We start from the raw sequence: 22,573 nt of genomic DNA on the forward strand, positions 1-22,573 counted from the left end.
CATCCAAATTCGCGGGGCGAGGGAGGCCAGAAGGAATGGTCGGCTCCCGGGAGATCACGGCATAAGCCGTCCAACCATCGCGCAGGGAAGGCCGAGTGATCGGCGACACCTGTATGCTGCTGTGCGGTTCTTTTTGCGCGTGCTTTTCGCGCAGCAGACCGCGGGTGCCAGCCGGCACCCGGCCTTCCCTGCGCCCTCTTGGCTTTATGAGGGTGAAGCGACGAAGCAAAGCTCGGGCGATTCAAGCCGCGAGGCTGCGAAGGCGTGTCCGTGAGCTGAGCTGCGTGCCACAAACTCGATCTCGTAGGGTGAGCAAAGCGCAGCGTACCCACGCCTTGTTGCTCATGGAGGGAGATCGTGGACACGGCGCTACGCGCCTTTGCCCACCCTACGGCACGGCCGTTGAGATGTGCACTGGAGCATCGCGATGTCGCCTCATCCGCAAGGGCTCCTCGCAATGACCGCGTTGAGAGAACATGCGCCCTCTCCGATCTCGTGCCCCGGACGCTGCGCAGCACGAAGTGATGCGCTGCAGAGCCGGGGCCCATCCCGGCTCTGCGCAGCAACGCTAAGAGGCGTTGCTGCGCGTCCGGGACACGAGAGCGAGGCCCCCTAATTCAACACCCGCTTGTTGTCAGGGCTGTCCAGCGAAAACGCCGGTACGTCGATCTCGAAGCGCTCGCCGCTTTCGGTGACCATCTGGTAGCGGCCGGTCATGAAGCCGGAGGCGGTCGAGAGCGGGACGCCGGAGGTGTATTCGAAGCGTTCGCCGGGGGCCAGGATCGGCTGCTCGCCGACCACGCCCTCGCCCTTCACCTCCTGCTGGCGCCCGGAGGCATCGGTGATGATCCAGTGCCGCGTCTTGAGCTGCACGGTCTCCTCGCCCGAATTGACGATGACGATGGTGTAGGACCAGAAGTAGCGCGAGCGGTCGGCCGACGACTGCTCCGGAACAAAGTTCGGCTCGACGGTCACTTCAATCTGACGGGTCACGGCGCGGTACATGGCTGCTATCATACCGACATCCGGCGCTGGAACCAAACGCCGGAGGCGGCTCTGGCGACATCGTCCCGCCAGAATTCGAGGGGAATGACACCCGGATGTGATCCGGCCGCTTTGCGAGACGACGACCGGACCGGTACACTCCTCAACGTCGCGATTTGCGGAAGGGTTTTTAGGCCCCGATGACCATTGCCGACCATGTAACGGGATCGACGATCGCGGGAACCGCCAAACCTGCAGACGCCAAGCCTGTAGACAGCACGCCTGTGGACAGCAAGCCCGCGGGGGCGAAGGCGCGCGCGACCGCGCCGACCATCACGCTGCCCGCCATCGGCGAGCGCGAGCTCCGGCTCGACCTGTTCCGTGGGCTGGCGCTGTGGCTGATCTTCATCGACCATCTGCCGCCGAGTCTGCTGACCTGGTTCACGATCCGCAATTACGGCTTCAGCGACGCCACCGAGATCTTCATCTTTATCTCCGGCTACACCGCCGCCTTCGTCTACGGAAGGGCGATGCTGGAGAGCGGCGTCGTCATCGCCACCGCGCGCATCCTGCGCCGGGTCTGGCAGATCTACGTCGCCCACGTCTTCCTGTTCACGATCTTCCTCGCCGAAATCTCCTACGTCGCGACCAGGTTCGAGAACCCGCTCTACACCGAAGAGATGGGTATCATGGATTTCCTCAAGCAGCCCGACGTCACCATCGTGCAGGCGCTGCTGCTGCGTTTCCGGCCCGTCAACATGGACGTGCTGCCGCTCTACATCGTGCTGATGCTGGCGCTGCCGCTGATCCTGTGGTCGATGAAATGGCGCCCCGACGTCACGCTCGGCCTCTCGGTCGTGCTCTACGCGGTCACCTGGGAGTACGATCTCTACTTCTCCGCCTATCCGAACGGCTTCTGGGCCTTCAATCCGCTGGCCTGGCAATTGCTGTTCGTCTTCGGGGCATGGTGCGCGCTCGGAGGTGCGCGACGGATGTCGCGTATCCTGGCTTCGCCGGTGACGATGTGGATCGCGATCGCCTACCTCGCCGCGGCGTTCTACGTGACGCTGACCTGGTACGTGCCGCAGCTCTCCCAATTCATGCCGAAGCGGGTCGAGCAGTGGATGTATCCGATCGACAAGACCGATCTCGACGTGCTGCGCTTCACGCATTTCCTGGCGCTGGCCGCGCTCACCGTCCGCTTCCTACCCCGGGATTGGCCGGGCTTGAAATCGCGCTGGTTGCGACCATTGATTCTATGTGGCCAGCATTCTCTCGAGATCTTCTGCCTCGGTGTCTTCCTGGCCTTCGCCGGGCATTTCATTCTCGCCGAAGTCTCCGGCGGCGCAGCCATGCATGCGCTGATTAGTCTCTCCGGGGTCCTGATCATGTGGGGCGTGGCCTGGGTGATTTCGTGGTACAAGCGCGTGGCTGACAAGAGCGGTGCGAAAACCAAAAACGCCGTCGGCAACGCCGATCTGGCGGGAGGGGGCTGATGAAGGCGAAGGTTCTCCTGAGCCTGGTCCTGCTATGCGGTAGCCTCGCCGCGCCTGTGGCGCGCGCGGGCGATGCTGCGTCTGGCGCTGCCACCGCGCCCGCGGCGTGCGAATTGCCGTCTTATCTGCTTACCAGCGAAAGCCAGCTTCCCAAGGTCGCCGAGGCCGTCAAGGCCGGCAAGCCGCTCGAAATCCTGGTCGTCGGCAGCCGCTCGACCACGATTCCGTCTTCGGAGGGCAGCTCCTATCCGGCGCGTATGGAAGCGATTCTGAAGGAAAAGCTGCCGCCGTCGGAAGCAGTGCACGTCTCCGTAGAAATACAGAGCAAGAGAACGGCGGAGGAGGCCGCCTCGACCTTCGTTAAGCTGATGGAAGCAAAAACCCCTACTTTGGTCGTCTGGCAGACCGGGACCGTGGATGCCATCCGATCCATCGATCCCGACGAATTTCGCAGCGCAGTCACCGAGGGGGTTATTGCGTTGCAAAAGGCAGGGGCCGACGTCGTCTTGATGAATTTGCAGTACAGCCCGCGTACCGAAACGATGATCTCGGCCCAACCATTTCTCGATAATATGCGCGTCGTGGCGCAGGAGCATGATATTCCGCTGTTCGATCGCTTCACGATCATGCGGCAGTGGAATGATCAGGGTCAGTTCGACCTGTTCAGCCCGTCCCGCGGGCCCGAACTGGCGAAGCAGGTTCATGATTGCCTTGGCCGGGCGTTGGCACAGTTCGTGATCGACGCAGCCCATCTGGAGCCGGCCCAGCAGCAAAATTGAGGTCTAGCGTTAATGAGTTCTCTCCGCCCTTTTTGCCTGACGGCATGGCTGACCGCGCCTGCAGCTGCAGTGCTGTTGTTGCTGGCGCCGGCCCCGCAGTCCCATGCGCAGACCCAAGCCGCGCAGGCGACACAAGCACCGGCGCGGTCGGCTGATCCCGCTCCCGCTTCGCCGTCCCAGACCACCGTTGCCGTGACCTCGCCCGAGCAGCGCGGCATCACCGCGCGCGCCATCGACAAGGTGAAGCAGGTCGCCAAATCCGCCGGCGACGTCTTCAACCGCGTGCCCTGCCTGCCGTCAAAGGGCGGCTCGAAGGCGATGGGTTCGCTGCCGCATGTTGCAAGCAAGCTCGTGGCCGGCCAGCCCGTTGTGATCGTCGCGTTCGGCTCGTCGTCGACCGCAGGATTCGGCGCGAGCTCGCCGGAGTTCAATTATCCGAACCGTCTTGCCGCCCAGCTGCGCCGCCACTATCCGACCGCCGACATCACCGTCGTCAATGCCGGCGTCGGCGGCGAGGATGCGCCGGAGATGATGAAGCGCCTCCAGACGCAAGTGATCGACGTGCATCCGGATCTCGTGATCTGGCAGGTCGGCACCAACGCGGTGCTGCGCAATCTCGATCCCGGCGACACCGCAAAACTGGTCGAGGACGGCATCAGCCGCATCCAGGCCGCCGGCGGTGCCGACATCGTGCTGGTCGATCCGCAATATTCGCCGGCCGTCAACCAGCGTGGCGAAAGCGCCGGCAAGATGGTGAAGCTGCTGGGCAAGGTCGCCGAGCTGCGTCACGTCGGCATCTTCCCGCGCTTCGAGGTGATGCGCGACTGGCACGAGAACCAGTCGATTCCGGTCGAGAGCTTCGTCATCGCCGACGGCCTGCACATGAACGATTGGGGCTATGCCTGCTTCGCCCAACTGCTCGGCGACGACATCATCCGTTCGGTGGGGCAGATCAAGCTGGGTGTGAACGTGCCCGCGGATGTGAGAACCTATCGGCCGATGTAAGCACGGTGCCGTAGGGTGGGTTAGGCGAAGCCGTAACCCACCATCCATCAGCGAATGCCGAACGAAGTTGGTGGATTACGCCTTCGGCTAATCCACCCTACAGCGCTTCCCCTCACGCCTTCTCCAGCGCCGCAGTCAGATCCTCGATCAGATCATCGGCATGCTCCAGCCCCGCGGAGAAGCGGATAAAACCTTCGCTGATGCCGAGCGCGGCGCGGTCCTCCGGCTTCAGGCGCTGATGCGTCGTGGTCGCCGGATGCGTGACGAGGCTCTTGGCGTCGCCGAGATTGTTGGAGATCTTCGCCAGCTTCAATTCGTTGAGCACGCGGAACGCCGCGGCCTTTCCGCCCTTGACCTCGAAGCCGACCAGCGTCGAGCCGCCGCGCATCTGCTTTTTCACCAGCGCTGCCTGCGGATGATCGACGCGGCCCGGGAAAACCAGCCGCGAGATCTTCGGATGGCTCGCCAGCACGTCGGCGATGCGCGCGGCCGTATCGGTCTGCGCGCGCACGCGCACGCCCAGCGTCTCCAGGCCCTTGAGCAGGACCCAGGCGTTGAACGGCGAGATCGAAGGGCCGGTCTGGCGCATGAAATTGTGGATGTGCTCGGCGATGAAGGCTTCCGACGACAGGATGATGCCGCCGAGGCAGCGACCCTGGCCGTCGATGTGCTTGGTCGCGGAATAGACCACGACGTCGGCCCCGAGCGCGAGCGGGCTTTGCCAGATCGGCGTTGCGAACACGTTGTCGACGACGAGCCACGCGCCGCCCTTGTGCGCGATCTCGGCAATCCCTGGGATGTCGAGCACATCCAGCGTCGGATTGGTCGGGCTCTCCAGGAAGAACGTCTTGGTGTTCGGCTTCACGGCGCGCTGCCATTGGTCGAGGTCGAGACCGTCGACCAGCGTGGTCTCGATGCCGTAGCGCGGCAAGAGGTCCTGGATGACGTAGAGACACGAGCCGAACAGGGCGCGGGAAGCCACCACGTGGTCGCCGGCCTTGAGTGGCGCCAGGATCGCCGTCGTCACCGCGGCCATGCCTGTTGCCGCCGAGCGGGCGGCTTCGGCGCCCTCGAGCTCGATCATGCGGCGCTCGAACATCGCGATGGTGGGATTAGAGTAGCGCGAATAGATGAAGCCCGGATCCTCGCCCTTGAACCGCGCCTCGCATTGCTCCGCGGTGTCGTAGACATAGCCCTGGGTCAGGAACAGCGCCTCCGACGTCTCGCCATATTGCGAGCGCAGGGTGCCGGAATGGACAAGGCGGGTTTCGGGACGGTAGTTGGTGGTCGACTTCGACATAGGTACCTCCGACGTGACCGTCGAGCGAAAACGGTCACAAAAAAACCGGCCTGGATATCTCCACGGGCCGGGATCACAGAGGTCCCCGGCCTGTTTAGCGACTTATTTAACGTGGCTGCAAGCCGGCCGGCTCAAATCACCACGGGATAAGTGATGCTCATATTCCGCAATGCCCTTTCCGTCAAGGCGTCCATCGGATAGCCGTAAAAGACTTGTATTTCCGGCATGTCCGGATGCATCTGATCCCTGACGAGGACCCCCGGTTGACGTTCACGGTTGCGCCCGACGCCAATGGTATCCTGCCCGACCGCATGATCGCGGCGATGGCGGCGGCCGGGCTCATCCTGCCCGCCTATGACTTCGTCGAGAGCCAGATCCAGCCGGCGAGCCTCGATCTGCGTCTCGGCGACATCGCTTATCGCGTCCGCGCCAGCTTCCTGCCCGGTCCCGGCGCCACCGTCGCCGAGCGCATCGACGAATTGAAGCTGCACGAGTTCAGCCTCGCCGACGGCGCGGTGCTGGAGACCAACTGCGTCTACATCGTGCCGCTGTTGGAGAGCCTCGCGCTGCCGCCGGAGATCGTCGCGGCCGCGAACCCGAAAAGCTCCACCGGCCGGCTCGACGTCTTCACCCGCGTCATCGCCGACGGCACCCGCCGCTTCGACATGATCGGCGCCGGCTATCACGGTCCGCTCTATGCCGAGATCAGCCCGAAGACGTTTCCGGTGCTGGTCAGCGAGGGCTCGCGTCTGTCGCAGGTGCGCTTTCGCACCGGTGACGCCATCCTCAATGCCGACGAGCTCGATGGCTTGCATGCCGCCGAGCGTCTCGTCGACATCGACGATGCCGACCTCTCGGGCGGCGTCGCCGTCTCCGTCGATCTCTCCGGCGAGAAGGCAAACGGCTTCGTCGGCTACCGCGCCAAGCGTCACACCGGCGTCGTCGACGTCGATCGTCGCTCCGGCTACGCGGTGGAAGATTTCTGGGAGCCGATCTCGGCCCGTCCCGACGGCAGCCTGATCCTCGATCCCGGCGAGTTCTACATCCTGGCGTCGAAGGAAGCGGTGCAGGTGCCGCCCGACTACGCCGCGGAGATGGTGCCGTTCGATCCGCTGGTCGGCGAATTCCGCGTGCATTATGCCGGATTCTTCGATCCCGGCTTCGGCTATGCTGGCGCGGGCGGAAAAGGCGCGCGCGCGGTGCTGGAAGTGCGTTCGCGCGAGGTGCCGTTCATCCTCGAGCACGGCCAGATCGTCGGCCGCCTCGTCTACGAGAAGATGCTGGCCCGTCCCGACGCGATGTACGGCCAGCGCATCGGCTCGAACTATCAGGCCCAGGGCCTCAAACTATCGAAGCATTTCCGGGTGTAGCTGCGCACCCTACTGTCATGCCCCGGCTTGACCGGGGCATCCAGTACGCCGCGGCCTGTCGATTTGATCACTGCCGTCTCGGAGTACTGGATCGCCCGATCAAGTCGGGCGATGACACCGAATGTGTGTCGGGATGTGCAATCATTCGGAGTGATACAAGGTGGTGACATGGCCAACGAATCCGAACTCGACGCAAAGATCGTCGAAGACGTCGCGGATGCGCTGATCTATTCGGACCGCTCCGGCACGATCATGCGGTGGAACCGTGCAGCGACGGCGCTGTTCGGCTTCTCCGCTGCGGAAGCGCTCGGACAGAATCTCGACCTGATCATTCCCGAACACCTGCGCGCCGCGCACTGGAAGGGCTTTGAAGCTGCGCTGGCCAGCGGCCGCATGAAGCTTGCGGGCAAGCCGACACTGACCCGCGCGCTGCACAAGAGCGGGCGCAAGCTCTACATCGAGATGACCTTCGCGCTGGTGTGGGATTCCGGCGGCAATGTTCTGGGATCGGTCGCGATGGCGCGCGATGTCACCGAACGGGTCGAGCGAGAGCGCGCGGCCAGGACGGCGCCGCCGCAAACTTCGTGATGCGGAATTGGCGGGCGGCCGCGCAGGGCGCTCTGCACGGGCGTCATGTTGCCTGCCGGAAGGTGCGGTGACACACTCGATCGCAACAACGATCGGGAGCGAAACGAATGACCGCCGCAGCTGACGCCGTGCAGGAAGCGCAATGGAAGCGCTGGCGTGCGGTCGCCGACCTCTACCACGCCTATTTCACCGGCCTCATCCTCACCGTCGTCACGCGGCGCGGCACTGCGGATGCCGCCGAGTTCGTCTTCCGCGTGTTCCGCCGTCAGCAGCAGGAGCGCTTCCTGCCCGGGCTTAGGAAGCTCGGGATCGATCATCTGCCGCCGGCGGTGGCGGCCGCGCAATATCACTATCTCTCCAACTGGATCGGCGGCGTGCATGTCGAATACATGTATGAGAGCGACGCCAAGGCCTGGATCCGCTATCCGCCGCCGCGCTGGATCTGGAAGGGCACCGCGATCTGCGGCGTACCGGGCGAGGTTTCCCGCGCGATGCTGCGGGGATGGCACGCCAACAACGGCGTCGCGCTCGGCGATCTCAGGCTCGGCTTCGTCTGCACCAAGCAGAGCGTCGACGGCCAGGACGGGCTCGAAGGCTATTATTGCCAATACGATCATCCGCTAGAACTCGATCAGCGCCTGGTGTTCGCGCGCCACCTCGAAGCGCCGCTGTTCGACGCGAAGACTGCGCCGGCTTTGCCGGTTGCGAGCTGGCCGAAACCACGACTGGAAAAAGCCTATCGTAACTATGCGATGGAGTATGTGCGCACGGCGGCGCCCGTGATGGTGCAGCTGTTCGGCCCGGAAGACGCCGGCTATCTGCTGCACCTCACCGGCAAGCTGATCGGGATGCAATATTTCGACGAAGTCGCCGCCGCGCTGGCGATGAGCCGCGGCGGCGCAAGCGAATTCGCGTCGTTCCTGAACGCGCTGTTCGCGGCGCAGGATGACACGGCCGAGACCTCGCGATCCGAAGGCACCTTCGAAATCCGCCAGCAGAGCTGGAAGCTGATGGACGACGTTGCCGATTATCACCCCGCCTGCGCCAAGGCGCTGGAGGGCTTGTTCGAGGGGCTGGCTGCGGGATGCGGGCGGCATATCGGCGTGCGTATGCGCGCTGCTGCTGGCGGCCGTCCGCCGCTGGTTTGGGCCGTGGAATAGGCGATGGCGCCGCCGCGCGCTTCGCCTCTCCCCGCAAGCGGGGAGAGGGAGAACAACAGCCGCAATTTCACGGGCTGAAATGCGCTGCCGCAGGGCACGCCTGCAGCTAGCGCAGTAGGAATCGCTGCGGGCCGTGCTAACAAGCCTCTCGCCGCGCCTTCTGCGCGAAGAAAATAATTGGCACACCTACGCATTGCCGCGCCGCAAATGGCGCCCCGTGCCCCGGAGAGGACATGTCCGACATCGCCGAAATCCCGGTCGATGAGCAAGAGCGTCCGCTGCCGCCGCCCACGCCGCCAGTGCGAAGCGCGCTTGTAGACGGGCCGATCCTGCGCACGCTGCTCTCTCTCGCCTGGCCCAACGTGATCGCGCTCTCGGCCGGTACCTGTACGGTGATCGCGGAGACCTCCTATATCGGCCGGCTCGGCGTCGAGGCGCTGGCGGCGATGGCGCTGGTGTTTCCGACAATCATTCTGACCATGACGATGTCGGGCGGCGCCATGGGTGGTGCGGTGGCTTCCGCCATTGCCCGCGCGCTCGGCGCCGGCGATCGCGAACGCGCCGCCACGCTCGCCGCGCATGCGATCCTGATCGGCATCAGCTTCGGCCTCGTCTTCATGCTGGGCATGCTGATCTTCGGGCCGCGGGTGCTGGAAATGCTCGGCGGCCGCGGCGACGTGCTGACCCACGCCGTCGCCTACACGCAGGTTTTTTTCGGCGGCGCCGTGCTGCCCTGGCTGCTCAACACCATGGCCGGCGTGCTGCGTGGCACCGGCAACATGAAGCTGCCGTCGTTCCTCATCCTCAACTCGGCGGCCTGGCAGATCGTGCTCGGCGGCACGCTCGGCCTCGGGCTCGGGCCGGTGCCGCAGTTCGGCATGCGCGGCGTCGCGGCCGGTGCGCTGATCGCCTATTCCATGAACATCTGCATCATGGGCTGGTACCTGTTCTCCGGCCGCGCCCGGGTTACACCGAAGCTGCGCGGCCTGCGCATCCAGTGGGCGATGTTTTTCGACATCCTGAAGGTCGGCGCGATCGCCTGCTTCTCGCCGCTGCAATCGGTGCTGACGATCTCGATCTTCACCCACATGCTGGCGAAGTTCGGCACCACGATCCTCGCCGGCTACGGTATCGGCGCGCGGCTGGAATTCTTGCTGACCTCGATCGCGTTCTCGTTCGGCATCGCCTGCGTGCCGATGGTGGGGATGGCGATCGGCGCAGGCAACATCGCGCGCGCCCGGCGCGTCGCCTGGATCGCCAGTGCTGCCGCCTTCATGGCCGTCGGTGCGCCGGCCTGCGTCGTTGCGATGTTTCCCGATCTCTGGATCAACATCTTCACCGACAGCGCGGCCGTGCGCGCGGCGAGCCATCAATATCTCTCGACGGTCGGACCGTTCTACGCCTTTTTCGGCATTGCCACGACGATGTATTTCTCATCGCAAGGCGCGGCCAAGGTGATCGGGCCGGTGCTGGCGCAGACGGCGCGGCTGATCTACATCTCGGCGGCGGGCTGGTGGCTGTCGACCCACGAGGCGACCGCGCAGAGCTTTTTCTGGCTGGCCGCAAGCTCGATGGTCGTGCTCGGCCTGCTCTCATTCTCCAGCGTGGTGCTGACGCGCTGGGGACCGCGCGCGAGCAAGGCTGCGATCAGGCCGGCTCTCTCGGGCGTCGCCGATTAGCGATGCCTGTGGCGGCGATGGCCACCGCCGCCGACATTGGCGAGCCGCATCAGTTGCGGGATCATCGCCATCATGTCGCCGCCTCCAGCGCCGCCGATCATGCCCATGATGTCGCCGCCACCAACGCCGCCATAACCGGCCGGCATGGTACCGCCACCCATCGGGGTGTAGCCGCCGTAATAGGGCGCGCCGAAGCCGCCGCCGAGATTGCCGCCGCCCATCATGCCACCAAGCCCTCCGCCGCCGTCCATCATGCGGCTCATCACCGGGCCCATGGTCTGCATCATCATGGCGAAGCGGCGCTTGCCCATCTTCGCCTTCATCATCTCCAGCATCGGGGCCATCTGGGTCATCATGTCCTCGCCGCCGGCACCTCCGCCGCCGAGGAACTGCGCCTTCGCCGGCGAGCTCGCGACTGAAAACAGCAGCAGCACGGCGGCCGCCTGGCAAATCACCTTGTCCGCACCTCGCATGGCATGCTCCTCGCGTCTCGTGGCGCCGCCGGGAGAGCGGAGCCAACCGGACGCACGCCGCGATGGTTACGGCTGGCGAGGACTGAGCTCTGTGAGAAAACTCACAGAGCCGCGTGGGCCGCCGCTAGGCTGCAGCGGGCGGAAACGCTTTATGTATCGCAACGACGGCGTCCCTGGTCTGGCCCTGGACGTAGGCTGCGAGCTCGTTCGGCAGCATGTCGATGATCCACAGCAGGCGGCTTCTCCGCTCGCCGTCGGCGATCACCTGCACCGAGGCGCTGTAATGCTTCAGCCGCTCGTTGTTGATGGCATAGACGAGGCGCCGCCGCGCGTCGTCGCAATCGACCAGCACTTCGCGCGCCACCGAGCCGTTGGCGAACGTGACGATACGCGCATCGCCGTCGAGCGTGCAGGCGGTGACGAAGCCGGGCGCCAGCCGCTCATGCAGTGCGCCGAAATCGCGCACCGCATCCCAGACGTCGCGCGCCGGGGCATTGATGGAGATGTCGTTGTGGATGGAGGCCATGGGATACCCATTGTTGGAGTCATTCCGGGGCGCGCGGAGCGCGAACTATGGTGCGCAATCGCGAACCCGGAATCTCGAGATTCCGGGTCTGGTGCTTCGCACCATCCCGGAATGACGGCGTATGTGGCACCTCAGGTCGCGCCTCACGCACAAACCGCCTCGACATTGTTGCCATCAGGGTCGATCAGGAACGCCGCGTAATAGGTCGGGCTGTAATCCTTGCGCGGCCCGGCGCCGCCGTTGTCGCGGCCGCCGCTCTTCAGGCCTTCGCTGTGGAACGCCTTGACCGCGTCATGATTTCCGGCGCGGAACGCGATGTGCGCGCCGTCGGCCTTGCGGCCCTTGTTCAGGTGCAGCCATAGGGCAGGCTCGCCCTTCGGCCCGAAACCCGCATAGCCGTCGCCGCTGGAGCACAGGACGTAACCGAGCGGCGCCAGCACCGCGGTGTAGAATCGCGTCGCGGCGTCGAGATCGGCAACGCGAAGTCCGATGTGGTCGTACATGGTCGTCTCCATCTGCAAAGCGCGCCGAAACTGGCGCGCGCCGGAGACGACCCTAGTCGGGGTGAGGCGGGCGGCTCTTGGAGAATCTTGCGCTTGGCAGCCGGCTAATTCGCCGGCACCTCCGACTGCCACCGAATCACCCGTTTCAGGTGATAGACGTGAACCCACATGTTCGTTCCGATCACGCTGACTGTTGCGACGATCAGGGCCGTGAGCTTCTGCGGGTCATGAAGGGCGAGGACGAGCAGGAACGCGGACAGGGCGGCCGTGACGCCGAAGCTGAACCAGAGCCCGATGAGGCGTGGTGCAAACCAGGCCGGTTCCCCGTCGGTGCCCCACTGCATCGGAATCCTGCGCGAGGTGATCTGGCGGCCATAATAGATGGCACAGCCGGCGATGAAGGCAAGACCAACGGCAAGCGCGATCAGTGTGGCCGCAATCACATCACTCGGGGCACTGTTCATCTGCCGGGTCGCCGCACTCAAAGAGCGTTGATTCGCTCTTTGGTTGTAATATCGCGCGGCGTGCCGCAAGCCCAGTACGACGCGCCCGTCTGGTCAACAGACTATTACCCCACCATGCGGCCGATCTGTCTCAGTTGAGGACGAGGCGTTCGGCGAAGACGCTGCGCTCCCCGCGCGAGGCCTGGCGGAACTTGGTCGGCGATACGCCGGCAGCGCGGTGGAAGGTGCGGACGAAGTTGGAGAGATCGCCGAAGCCGACGTCGTAGGCGACATCGGTGACCGCGATGTCGTCATCGGTGAGCAGCCGCGCTGCGTGCCGCAGCCGCGAGCGCACCAGATATTGATGCGGGGTGACGCCGAGCACGCTCGAGAACAGCCGCAGGAAATGGAACGGGCTGAGGCCCGCCTGCTTTGCGGCCTGTTCGAGATCGACCTCGGCATGCGAGTTGTCGTCGATCCAAAGTGCGGCCTCGACCGCGCGGCGGCGGTCGCGCGCGGTGGGGGTGGCCGGCTTGCGCGCCTTGCCGGAAACGACGTCGACAAAACGGCCGGCCAGGATCTGGCCGACCTCGTCCAGGCCGATATCGCTGTTGCCATCTGCCGCCGTCTGGGCGAGCTCGCCCAGCACCATCAATTCGGGCAGCGGCGGCGTGGCGCCGACCTGCCAGACCTCGCCCCGCCCGCCGAGGGCATCGACCATGTCCGCGCTGAGGAAGAACGACAGGCAGACATCGCCGCTGACATGTTCATGCGTGCAGGTGTATTCCTCGCCGGGCGCGCCGACCAGCATCGAGCCCGCCACCAGCTCGAAGAAGCCGGCGCGGCAATGACAGCCGAAGCTGCCCGAGCGGACATAGGCGATGGAATGCCCGGTGCGGCATTCGGCAAATGGCGTGTCGCCCGGTCCCGCGTCGCAGCGAAACTCGGAGACGGTCATCGATTGCGAGGTCAGCAGTGTGGTGGCGTCCATGCCGCCTTATCTAGGCATGATCCGGACAAGTGTTAGCGGTTTTCCGACGAGATCACGCCCGAAAAACAAAGCTGAGGTGCGATCAGGGTCGCACCTCAGGTGGGGGCGCGCGGCGGAGCAACGGGCAGCAGCACCTCGAACAGCGTCTTGCTGGCGACGGGATGCGCGCCCTCCAGCGCCAGCAGCCGTCGCTTGGAGATCACCCCGCCGTAAGGCGAGAGCCGATCGGTGTAATTGCCGGCCTCCAGCATGCGGTGGCAGGGCACGATCAGCATGTAGGGATTCTTGGCGATGGCCTGTGCCACCGAATGTGCCGCGCCTGAAGCGCCCAGCGCCTTGGCGACCTCGTGATAGGTGCGCGTCTCCCCGCGCGGAATGGAGCAGGCGAACTCATAGACGCGGCGGTTGAAGCCGGGCACGCCGCCGGCATCCAGGCTGACCTCGGAAAAATCGGGATCGTTGCCCTGCAGCAGGCTTACGATGCCGTCGATCGCAAGCTCGGCATTGTCGGAGGGGCGCTGCTCGCGCGCCTCGGGATGGACCGCAAAAATGCGGCGGCGGGTGTCGATCTCCCGTGCCTCCGGCAATTGCACGGCCATCACGCCGGTGTCGCTCCAGATGATGCCGCAGCGCCCAATCGCCGTGTCGAATATCGTATAGCCACGCCCCACCATGCACACGCCCCACTCAGTGCACGTCTCTCCCCAGACACGAGATCATAACACCGCCACAATCCGGCGCACCTGGAATCTTATCAGGACGTTAACAACTGTCGGGCCGGGCGCGCCAAACCGCTTGGCGACAGGCGCCGTCTCGGCTAATCAGGACGGGCGCGCAAGCCGTGCATAAGCGGGCGTAGTTCAATGGTAGAACGGCAGCTTCCCAAGCTGCATACGAGGGTTCGATTCCCTTCGCCCGCTCCAAGTTTTCGGCCCGGCCGGTCAGCAGAATGTGGTAGACTGAAGCCATGGTCAGGACGCTCGAACAAGCCATCGCGCAAATTTCCCAATTGCCTGCCGCCGATCAGGAAGAGATCGGCCGGAAATTGCTGTCGCATGTCGAAAAGCTTAACGCTCTCAGGTCTGAAATAGACCGCGGCATCCATTCGCTCGATGCCGGCAAGGGCGAGGCCCTGAATATGGAAGAGCTTCTGCGCGACAAGAATTCACGGCATCGTGGGGCATAAGCTCCCCATCATTTGGTCGCCGGAAGCGCTTGCTGACATTGATCAGCTTTGGGACTACTACGCCGAGGCTGCAGGAGGCCAGACGGCCGACAGGGTCTTGCGCCAGATCGGGAAAGCCGTTGCGCTCGTCGAGGATTTCCCCTTCGCGGGGCGGGCGCGCGACGAAATTCGCTCCGGCCTGCGTTCGCTGACGGTCGCTCCGCAAATTGTCTTCTATCGCCTGAAGGATGACCGGGCAGAGATCGTGCGAGTGCTCGACGGCAGGCGGGATATTGAGGCCATTTTTCCCAATGACGAGAATGAGTAGCTGAGCGATGGCGCTGTAGCGTCGCTCGTTCACGGCGCCCAAACGTTCCTTGCAGGCGTCCGCCGGCAAAGATTCTAATATGTTAGCCTCTCACTCCCGGCACGCGCGCCTCGCCCGCCCCAAGCTCCTCATGCCCAGTGGATGCGGTCCCTGCGCCGGGCGATGTCTGGATGAAACCCATGGACCAGCAGAAACTCGACCGTGCGATCGGTCGCCGCCTGAAGACGCTTCGGACGCAGGCAGGCATGACGTTGAACGAGCTCGCTGGCCGCTCGGGCGTCAGCCGGGCCATGATCGGACGGGTGGAGCGGGCGCAGAGCAGCGCGACGGCTGCGCTGCTGGGAAGACTCTGCGCGGCGCTCGACGTGTCGCTCAGCGATGTCGTCGCGCTCGCCGAGAAGCCGCCGGAGCGGTTGGTGCGGCTTGCCGACCAGCCGCACTGGCGCGATCCCGACAGCGGCTATCGAAGACGGCACGCCTCGCCAACGGATGCGGCGAGCGGCATCGAGATCATCGTCGTCGATCTGCCGGCCGGCGCGCGGGTGCCCTACAGCCCCTGGGGCCGCAACGCCTTTACCCAGCAACTGCTGATGCTGGAGGGCGCAATCGCCGTGCACATCGACGCCAAGGCGGTGCGCCTGCGCGAAGGCGACTGCCTGGATTTCGACGTGATGCGCGCGGTGATCTTCGAGAACGAAACCAAGCAGGACGCGCGCTACGTCATCATCACGCGGCGCGGCGCCTCCTATGGGAAGATGTGAGATCAGGGAAGGCCTGATATGGCCTGTCGACAAGTCCGGTCAATGCTCAGGCTAGGTTGCGAGGGCGGCTGGACCCGCTTGCCGGCCCGGGAGCTGACGGCCCTCAAAATGAGTTGCGTACCTCAAAACACCTCTGCTAACCTTCAGCGATGGCCGAGACCCTCGCCGCGACCGCGCTGACGCTGAAGGATATCGCCCGCGAGGCGGGCGTCAGCCTGGCGACGGTCGATCGCGTGCTGCACAACCGCCCGGGGGTGCGGCCGGACACGGTGCGGCGCGTCCAGGCGGCCATTGAGCGCAACGCGTTCCAGCCGCACGTCGCCGCCGCCGAGCTCGCCCGCGGCCGCGCCCGCCGCTTCGCCTTCGTGATGCCGTCGGGGCCGAACCCGTTCATGCAGCAGATCGAGGCCTATCTCGGCGAGATGTCGGCCTGGCTCTCGGTTCGCCGCCTCAATGTAGAGATGGTCGCGACCGACGTGTTCGATCCCTCGGTGCTCGCAGGCACGCTGGAGGCGCTGTCGGGCGATTACGACGGCGTCGCGGTGGTGGCGTTGGATCATCCGGGCGTCCGCGCCGCGATCAACGATCTCGTCGATGCCGGCACCAAGGTGGTGACACTGGTTTCGGACGTGCCGTCCTCGCGCCGCCACCATTATGTCGGCATTGACAACATTGCCGCGGGGCGCACCGCCGGCGCGCTGGTCGGGCGGCTGGCCGGTCAAAAGTCCGGCAAGGTCGCGATCGTCGCGGGCTCGCAGGGCCTGCGCGACCATGCCGAGCGCATCTTCGGCTTCAACCAGGTGATGGCGTCGGAATTCCCAGGGCTCAGCGTGCTGCCGGTGCTGGAAGGGCGCGACGAGGACGATCGTTCGGAACAGGTGCTGGCGCGGCTATTGGGCAAGCATGCCGACATCGTCGGCCTTTATAACGTCGGCGCGGGCACCCAAGGCGTCGCCAAAGCCTTGAATGACAAGGCCCTGAGTGACAAGGCGTTGAGCGATGCCGGCCGCGACAAGCAGGTCGTGTTCGTCGGTCATGACGTCACCGTGCTGACCCGCCGGCTGCTGCTGCAGGGCGTGATGGATGCCGCGATCTCGCAGAACCCCGGACACGAAGCGCGTGCCGCGGTGCGCGTGCTGCTCGCGCTCGCCCGCGGCGAGCCGATCCTGCGCGAGCAGGAGAAGATCAGGATCGACATCGTGATGCGGGACAATCTGCCTTAGCGGCAGTGGATATCGAACGGGCCGTGGCGGAGAGCGTGACGTCAAGATCGCGCCTCGCAAAAGGGCAAAGAGGAGGACGATTTGTATCTCGGACTGGACATCGGCACATCCGGTGTGAAAGCGGTGCTCGTGAGCGAAGCCGGCGCGATCCTCGCGACGGCGGCGCGCGAGCTTGCGCTGTCGCATCCGGCGCCGTTGTGGTCCGAGCAGGACCCCGATTCCTGGGTCGATGCTGCCATCGGTGCGGTCGACGATCTTGCCGCCCGCCATCCACGCGAGGTCACGCGGGTCCGCGGCATCGGCCTGTCGGGCCAGATGCATGGCGCGACGCTGCTCGACGAGGACGGCCGGCCGCTGCGTCCGGCGATCCTCTGGAACGACGGCCGCTCGCAGGTCGAATGTGCCGCGCTGGAGCAGCGTTGCCCGTCGCTGCACGCGATTGCCGGCAATCTGGCCATGCCGGGTTTCACCGCCCCGAAGCTGTTGTGGGTCGCGCGGCATGAGCCAAAAATCTTCGCGCGCGTCGCAAAGGTGCTGCTGCCGAAGGCTTATGTGCGCTATCGCCTGACCGGCGAGATGATCGAGGATATGTCGGATGCGGCCGGCGCGCTGTGGCTCGATGTCGGTCTGCGCCGCTGGTCGCCCCTGTTGCTGCATGCCACCGGGCTCGATCTTCACCACATGCCGCGCCTCGTCGAGGGCAGCGAGGCGAGTGCCATGCTCGCGCCGGAATTCACACAGCGCTGGGGTATGGCGAAAAATGTCGTTGTCGCCGGGGGCGCCGGCGATAACGCCGCGAGCGCGATCGGGCTCGGCGCGATCGCGCCGGGCGATGCGTTCCTGTCGCTGGGAACGTCCGGCGTGGTGTTCCGCGTCACCGATCGGTTCGCGCCGGCGCCTGAAACGGCGGTGCATGCGTTCTGTCACGCGCTGCCCGGCCTCTGGCACCAGATGGGCGTGATGCTCTCGGCGGCGGCTTCGCTGGCCTGGCTCGCCGGTGTGATGGAGACCCCGGCTGCAGCGCTGCTGGCGCCGCTCGGCGAGCGCGTCGATGCGCCGAGCCCGATCAAATTCCTGCCCTATCTCGACGGCGAGCGCACGCCGCACAACGATGCCGCCGCCAGCGGCGCCTTCGTCGGCCTGCGCGGTGCGACCGGGCGGACGCAGATCGTGCAGGCCGTGCTCGAAGGCGTCGCCTTTGCCGCGCGCGACAATCTGGCGGCGCTGAGCGCGGCGAGCGGGCCTGTTGCCGAACTCGATCTCGTCGGCGGCGGCTCGCGCTCGCCGCTGTGGGCGCAGATCTGCGCCGATGTGCTCGGCATTCCCGTCCACCGCATCGAGGAAGGCGAGGTGGGGGCGGCCCTCGGCGCCTCCAGGCTAGGCCGGCTCGCTGTGACCGGCGAGCGACCCGCAGCGGTCTGCACCCGCCCGCGGCGGCTCGCGAGCTTCACGCCCCGCGCATCCGTCACCGAGGCCTATGACGAGGCCTACCGGCGATGGCGCGAGCTTTATCCCGCATTGAAGGAGTGCTCTTAAGTGAACGCGTCAGCCAAATTCTTCGATGCGACTACACCTGTCGCCTTCGCCGGCAAGGATGCGGGACAGGCGCCTGCGTTCCGCTGGTACGACAAGGACCGCCTCGTGCACGGCCGTAGGCTGGAGGATCATCTGCGCTTTGCGGTCTGCTATTGGCATTCGTTCTGCTGGCCGGGCGGCGATCCCTTCGGCGGCGAGACGTTCCTGAGGCCGTGGCACCAGGGCGGTGACGCGATGGCGCAGGCCCGGGCCAAGGCCGACGTCGCCTTCGAGCTGTTCCGCCTGCTCGACGTGCCGTTCTTCACCTTCCACGACGTCGATGCCGCACCGGAAGGCGCTTCGCTGGCCGAATCCGTCGCCAATCTCAACGCGATTGCCGATCTGTTCGAAGCGAAGATGGCCGCGAGCAAGGTGCGCCTGCTCTGGGGCACCGCCAATCTGTTCACGCACCGCCGCTACATGGCGGGCGCGGCGACCAATCCGGACCCGGAGATCTTCACCTACGCGGCAGGCCAGGTCCGCGCCGCGCTGGAGGTGACGCACCGGCTCGGTGGCCAGAACTACGTGCTGTGGGGCGGACGCGAGGGCTACGAGACGCTGCTCAACACCGATCTCAAGCGCGAGCTCGACCAGCTCGGCCGCTTCATCTCGCTGGTCGTCGAGCACAAGCACAGAATAGGCTTCAAGGGACCGATCCTGATCGAGCCGAAGCCCAAGGAGCCGACCAAGCATCAATATGATTTCGACGTCGCCACCTGCTACGGCTTCCTTGCGCGCTATGACCTCTTGAAGGACGTCAAGCTCAACATCGAGCAGAACCACGCCATCCTCGCCGGTCACTCCTTCCACCATGAGGTGGCGCTGGCCGAGGCGCTCGGCGTGTTCGGCTCGCTCGACGTCAACCGCGGCGACGATCTGCTCGGCTGGGATACCGACCAGTTCGCGATGAACGTTCCGGAGCTGGCGCTGGTGTTTCACGAGATCCTGAACCGTGGCGGCTTCACCACCGGCGGGCTCAATTTCGATGCCAAGATCCGGCGGCAGTCGATCGATCCGGACGATCTGATCCACGCCCATGTCGGCTCGATGGATGCCTGCGCGCGCGCATTCCTCGCCGCCGCCGACATGGTCGATGCTGGCGCCCTCACGGCGCCGCTCACTGAGCGCTACGAGGGATGGGCCGGCACTGAGGGCCGCGCCATTCTCGGCGGTCAGCGTTCGCTCGCCGATCTTGCCGACCGCGCGCTTCGTCCCGGCTTCGACCCGCAGCCGCGCTCGGGCCGGCAGGAATATCTGGAATCCTTGGTCAACCGCTATGTCTGAGCGAGGCTGCTGATGGCAAACGCTGACGCGACCCCGGTCCTCGAGCTCTCCGGCATCGGCAAGGAGTTCGGCGCGATCCGCGCGCTGCACGGCGTCGACATGCAGGTCATGCCGGGCGAGGTGGTCGGCCTGATGGGCGACAATGGCGCGGGCAAGTCGACGCTGGTCAAGATCATCGCCGGCAATTTTCGCCCCAGCCACGGCGAGATCCGCTTTGCCGGCAACGCGGTCCATTTCAGCCGGCCGGTCGATGCCCGTGCCGTCGGCATCGAGGTTGTCTACCAGGACCTCGCGCTATCGGACAATCTCACGGCGGCGGCCAACGTGTTCCTCGGCCGCGAGCTGAAGCGCAGGTTCGGGCCCATCGCATTGCTCGACCACAAGGCGATGGCGGCGCGCGCGCTGGAGCTGTTCGGCGAGCTGCGCTCCGAGACGCGCCCCGACGACCTCGTCAAGCAGATGTCGGGCGGCCAGCGCCAGGCGGTCGCGATCGCGCGGACGCGACTCTCCAATGCGCGGCTGGTGATGATGGACGAGCCGACCGCCGCGATCTCGGTGCGCCAGGTCGAGCAGGTGCTCGGCCTGATCCACCGGCTCAAGGAGCAGGGCGTCGCTGTGATGCTGATCTCGCACCGCATGCCTGACGTGTTCGCCGTATGCGACCGCGTCATCGTCATGCGCCGCGGCGAAAAGCGGGCCGACAAGCCGATCCACCAGACCTCGCCAGAGGAAGTCACCGCGCTCATCACCGGCGCGAAGGAGGCGGCGTGATGGCCATGCCCATGGAATCTCCCGTCATGTTCTCGAACGTCGGCAAGACGAAATGGTGGCAGCGCGGCCTCTTCGCCTCCCAGACCGGCTACGTGCTGCTCGCGCTCGCGGTGCTGCTGGTGATCATGCATTTCGCCAGCCCGTATTTCTTCACTGAAGGCAACATGCAGAACGTCGCGAAGAACTTTTCGTTCATCGCCATTGCGACGCTCGGCGTCACCTTCGTCATCATCACCGGCGGCATCGATCTGTCGGTGGGATCGATGATGTGCTTCTCGGCCATGATCACCTCGATGGTGATGACCGAGCTGTCGGCGCCCGGCTCGCCGGCGGGCGCGCTGTTCGTGCATCTGGCGGCCGACGGCAAGACCGTAATTGCCAACGTGCCGGGCCTGATCCTGCTGGTCTCGATCCTCGCCGGGCTCGGCGTCGCGCTGATCGCCGGGCTCGTCAACGGCTTCTGCATCGCGGTGCTCGGCCTGTCGCCCTTCGTTACCACGCTCGGCATGCTCTCGATCGTGCGCGGGCTCGGCTATGTCGTCTCCAACGGCCGCGGCAGCTTTCCGGGCGGGCCCGACGCCGATCGCTTCTACGCACTCACGTCGGGCGACGTGCTCGGCGTGCCCGTGCCTTTCATTTATCTCGTGATCCTCGCACTGACGATGGCCGTGGTGCTGCATCACACCTCGTTCGGCCGTCACGTCTTCGCGCTCGGTGGCAACGAGAAGGCCGCTGAATTGACCGGCATTCCGGTCGTGCGGGTGAAGATCGAGGTTTATGTGATCTGCGCGCTCGCAGCCGGCCTCCAGGGCATCATCATCTCCGGCTGGCTCGGATCGGCGCCCGCCAACATGGCGACGTCCTACGAACTCAACGTGATCGCGGCGGCCGTGATCGGCGGCGCGAACCTCGCCGGCGGCATCGGCGGTCCGCTCGGGGCCATCGTCGGCTGCGTGCTGCTGGAGGTGATCCGCAATGGCCTCGTGCTGGCGCAGGTCTCCTCCTACTGGCAGCAGACGCTGGTAGGCGTGATCATCATCCTGGCCGTGCTGGTCGACCGCATCCGCTCGCGGATGAGCTGAAGGTGACGTCGTTCCGGGAATACAACGAAGATGCCGCCTGTCCGCTTCCCGGACGTTTCAAAGAGGACGGGCGCCAGAGAAGGGTGGAGGAGACAATGAGGAAACTTCTTCTTGCCGGCATCGCCGTCGCAATGATGGCAACGCCGGCGTTGGCGGCGAATTACCGCTTCGTCATCGTGCCCAAGGCGATGAACAATCCGTTCTTCGACTTCGCGCGCGACGGCTGCCTGAAGCGCGCCAAGGAGCTCGGCAATATCGAGTGCATCTACAAGGGACCGGTCGAGCATGAGCCAGCGACGCAGGCCCAGATCATCCAGGACTTCGTCACCCAGAAAGTCGACGGTCTCGCCATATCGGTGGCCGACGTCGCGGCCATGACCAAGTCGATCGAGGCGGCGACGGCCGCCGGCATCCCCGTCATCACCTTCGATGCCGACGCGCCGGGCTCCAAGCGCATCGCCTATATCGGCACCAACAACAAGGAGTTCGGCGTCGCGCTCGGCAAGCAGCTCGTGAAGATGCGGCCCGACGGCGGCAAATACGCCATGGTCTCGGGCGGCCCCGGCGCCAAGAACCTCGCCGAGCGCGTCGACGGCGTGCGCGAGGCGCTGAAGGGCTCGAAGTGGACGGAGGTCGCGGGCTCCCCGACCTTCTGCAACGACGATCCCGCACTCGCGGTCCAGCAGATGACGGATATGCGCACCGCAACGCCTGATCTCGCCGCCATCGTTCCCATCGGCGGCTGGCCGATGTTCGCTCCCGAAGGCTTCAAGGCCTTCGCGTCCAGGAACAAGAAGGACATCGATTCCGGCAAGTTCACGCTTGTCGTCGCCGATACGTTGAAGATGCAGCTCGAGCTGCTGCGTGACGGCTATGCCAATGCGCTGGTCGGCCAGCGTCCGTTCGAGATGGGCGAGAAGGCGATGGACACGCTGCTCGCCATCAAGAAGGGCGAGAAGGTGCCGGAGATCGTCTACACCGGCCTCGACCTCGTCACCAAGGACAACGTCGCGCAGATGTTGAAGTAGGAGCGTCCGCCAGCCCCGCGCTCCTGCGTGCCTCCCCCGCTTGCGATTTTTGCAAGCGG

General features: G+C 65.4%; 24 protein-coding genes, 1 tRNA gene and 1 riboswitch. Of the genes, 17 read left to right on the plus strand and 8 right to left on the minus strand.

Features of this window, described 5'->3' with window-relative positions; all coding sequences use genetic code 11:
- Nucleotides 1-612: 612 nt before the first annotated feature.
- Entirely contained in the window at nt 613-1,005 is a 393-nt protein-coding gene (gene apaG / locus RAD04_RS19385; protein ID WP_026202434.1) for a Co2+/Mg2+ efflux protein ApaG, read from the minus strand.
- A 179-nt stretch (nt 1,006-1,184) separates the two neighbouring features.
- On the opposite strand from apaG, the gene RAD04_RS19390 reads away from it, so the two are divergent.
- From RAD04_RS19390 to RAD04_RS19400, 3 genes are read left to right on the plus strand one after another with little or no spacing between them, the layout of a single operon-like run.
- On the plus strand, nt 1,185-2,480 hold the full coding sequence (locus tag RAD04_RS19390; protein ID WP_461625032.1) for an OpgC domain-containing protein: 1,296 nt from the start codon (nt 1,185-1,187) through the stop codon (nt 2,478-2,480).
- Nucleotides 2,480-3,259 (plus strand): SGNH/GDSL hydrolase family protein, encoded by a 780-nt coding sequence (locus tag RAD04_RS19395; RefSeq protein ID WP_183235661.1) that lies wholly within the window; start codon nt 2,480-2,482, stop codon nt 3,257-3,259. Before RAD04_RS19390 ends, RAD04_RS19395 begins: the two co-directional genes overlap by 1 nt.
- A gap of 12 nt (nt 3,260-3,271) precedes the next feature.
- Nucleotides 3,272-4,264, plus strand: coding sequence for an SGNH/GDSL hydrolase family protein (locus RAD04_RS19400; RefSeq protein WP_461625033.1), 993 nt, complete (start codon nt 3,272-3,274; stop codon nt 4,262-4,264).
- A gap of 112 nt (nt 4,265-4,376) precedes the next feature.
- Here RAD04_RS19400 and RAD04_RS19405 read toward each other — a convergent pair whose 3' ends face one another.
- Entirely contained in the window at nt 4,377-5,564 is a 1,188-nt protein-coding gene (locus RAD04_RS19405; protein WP_461625034.1) for an O-succinylhomoserine sulfhydrylase, read from the minus strand.
- A gap of 73 nt (nt 5,565-5,637) precedes the next feature.
- Nucleotides 5,638-5,717, minus strand: a riboswitch (SAM riboswitch).
- Nucleotides 5,718-5,797: 80 nt separating this feature from the next.
- On the opposite strand from RAD04_RS19405, the gene RAD04_RS19410 reads away from it, so the two are divergent.
- The 4 genes from RAD04_RS19410 to RAD04_RS19425 all read left to right on the plus strand — a co-directional run bounded on the left by RAD04_RS19410 (nt 5,798) and on the right by RAD04_RS19425 (nt 10,361).
- Entirely contained in the window at nt 5,798-6,934 is a 1,137-nt protein-coding gene (locus tag RAD04_RS19410; RefSeq protein WP_461625035.1) for a 2'-deoxycytidine 5'-triphosphate deaminase, read from the plus strand.
- 168 nt (nt 6,935-7,102) lie between these two features.
- Nucleotides 7,103-7,522, plus strand: a complete 420-nt coding sequence (locus RAD04_RS19415; protein WP_461625036.1) for a PAS domain S-box protein — start codon at nt 7,103-7,105, stop codon at nt 7,520-7,522.
- A gap of 107 nt (nt 7,523-7,629) precedes the next feature.
- Nucleotides 7,630-8,682, plus strand: a complete 1,053-nt coding sequence (locus RAD04_RS19420; protein WP_461625037.1) for a hypothetical protein — start codon at nt 7,630-7,632, stop codon at nt 8,680-8,682.
- Nucleotides 8,683-8,915: 233 nt separating this feature from the next.
- Nucleotides 8,916-10,361 (plus strand): MATE family efflux transporter, encoded by a 1,446-nt coding sequence (locus tag RAD04_RS19425; protein ID WP_461625038.1) that lies wholly within the window; start codon nt 8,916-8,918, stop codon nt 10,359-10,361.
- Here the strand turns inward: RAD04_RS19425 and RAD04_RS19430 are convergent.
- The 6 genes from RAD04_RS19430 to RAD04_RS19455 all read right to left on the minus strand — a co-directional run bounded on the left by RAD04_RS19430 (nt 10,358) and on the right by RAD04_RS19455 (nt 13,971).
- Complete coding sequence (locus RAD04_RS19430) at nt 10,358-10,834, minus strand: hypothetical protein (RefSeq protein ID WP_461625039.1); 477 nt, start codon at nt 10,832-10,834, stop codon at nt 10,358-10,360. The genes RAD04_RS19425 and RAD04_RS19430 overlap by 4 nt on opposite strands.
- A gap of 124 nt (nt 10,835-10,958) precedes the next feature.
- Entirely contained in the window at nt 10,959-11,360 is a 402-nt protein-coding gene (locus tag RAD04_RS19435) for an SRPBCC family protein (RefSeq protein ID WP_461625040.1), read from the minus strand.
- 143 nt (nt 11,361-11,503) lie between these two features.
- Complete coding sequence (locus tag RAD04_RS19440) at nt 11,504-11,863, minus strand: VOC family protein (protein ID WP_461616091.1); 360 nt, start codon at nt 11,861-11,863, stop codon at nt 11,504-11,506.
- Nucleotides 11,864-11,967: 104 nt separating this feature from the next.
- Nucleotides 11,968-12,327 carry an SdpI family protein gene (locus tag RAD04_RS19445; RefSeq protein ID WP_461625041.1) on the minus strand — a complete coding sequence of 120 codons (360 nt, stop codon included), beginning with the start codon at nt 12,325-12,327 and terminating at the stop codon, nt 11,968-11,970.
- 130 nt (nt 12,328-12,457) lie between these two features.
- Nucleotides 12,458-13,297 carry a helix-turn-helix transcriptional regulator gene (locus RAD04_RS19450; protein WP_461625042.1) on the minus strand — a complete coding sequence of 280 codons (840 nt, stop codon included), beginning with the start codon at nt 13,295-13,297 and terminating at the stop codon, nt 12,458-12,460.
- A gap of 95 nt (nt 13,298-13,392) precedes the next feature.
- Entirely contained in the window at nt 13,393-13,971 is a 579-nt protein-coding gene (locus RAD04_RS19455; protein ID WP_461625043.1) for a methylated-DNA--[protein]-cysteine S-methyltransferase, read from the minus strand.
- Between the two features lie 175 nt (nt 13,972-14,146).
- On the opposite strand from RAD04_RS19455, the gene RAD04_RS19460 reads away from it, so the two are divergent.
- From RAD04_RS19460 to RAD04_RS19505, 10 genes are all read left to right on the plus strand, one after another.
- Nucleotides 14,147-14,220, plus strand: a tRNA-Gly gene (locus tag RAD04_RS19460).
- A 44-nt stretch (nt 14,221-14,264) separates the two neighbouring features.
- Complete coding sequence (locus tag RAD04_RS19465; protein ID WP_461625044.1) at nt 14,265-14,483, plus strand: hypothetical protein; 219 nt, start codon at nt 14,265-14,267, stop codon at nt 14,481-14,483.
- Nucleotides 14,473-14,790, plus strand: coding sequence for a type II toxin-antitoxin system RelE/ParE family toxin (locus RAD04_RS19470; RefSeq protein WP_461625045.1), 318 nt, complete (start codon nt 14,473-14,475; stop codon nt 14,788-14,790). The genes RAD04_RS19465 and RAD04_RS19470 overlap by 11 nt, the downstream gene beginning before the upstream one ends.
- Before the next feature lie 179 nt (nt 14,791-14,969).
- Nucleotides 14,970-15,551, plus strand: coding sequence for a helix-turn-helix domain-containing protein (locus RAD04_RS19475; protein WP_461625046.1), 582 nt, complete (start codon nt 14,970-14,972; stop codon nt 15,549-15,551).
- A gap of 149 nt (nt 15,552-15,700) precedes the next feature.
- Complete coding sequence (locus RAD04_RS19480) at nt 15,701-16,774, plus strand: LacI family DNA-binding transcriptional regulator (RefSeq protein WP_461625047.1); 1,074 nt, start codon at nt 15,701-15,703, stop codon at nt 16,772-16,774.
- Nucleotides 16,775-16,855: 81 nt separating this feature from the next.
- Entirely contained in the window at nt 16,856-18,310 is a 1,455-nt protein-coding gene (gene xylB, locus RAD04_RS19485; RefSeq protein ID WP_461625048.1) for a xylulokinase, read from the plus strand.
- Nucleotides 18,311-19,633, plus strand: coding sequence for a xylose isomerase (gene xylA / locus RAD04_RS19490; protein WP_461625049.1), 1,323 nt, complete (start codon nt 18,311-18,313; stop codon nt 19,631-19,633). It begins immediately after the preceding gene.
- A 12-nt stretch (nt 19,634-19,645) separates the two neighbouring features.
- Complete coding sequence (locus RAD04_RS19495; RefSeq protein ID WP_461625050.1) at nt 19,646-20,404, plus strand: ATP-binding cassette domain-containing protein; 759 nt, start codon at nt 19,646-19,648, stop codon at nt 20,402-20,404.
- Entirely contained in the window at nt 20,404-21,486 is a 1,083-nt protein-coding gene (locus RAD04_RS19500) for an ABC transporter permease (protein ID WP_461625051.1), read from the plus strand. The genes RAD04_RS19495 and RAD04_RS19500 overlap by 1 nt, the downstream gene beginning before the upstream one ends.
- Nucleotides 21,487-21,581: 95 nt before the next feature.
- Complete coding sequence (locus RAD04_RS19505) at nt 21,582-22,514, plus strand: sugar-binding protein (RefSeq protein WP_038973213.1); 933 nt, start codon at nt 21,582-21,584, stop codon at nt 22,512-22,514.
- Nucleotides 22,515-22,573: the final 59 nt, after the last annotated feature.

Source organism: Bradyrhizobium sp. 25ACV (assembly GCF_054863005.1).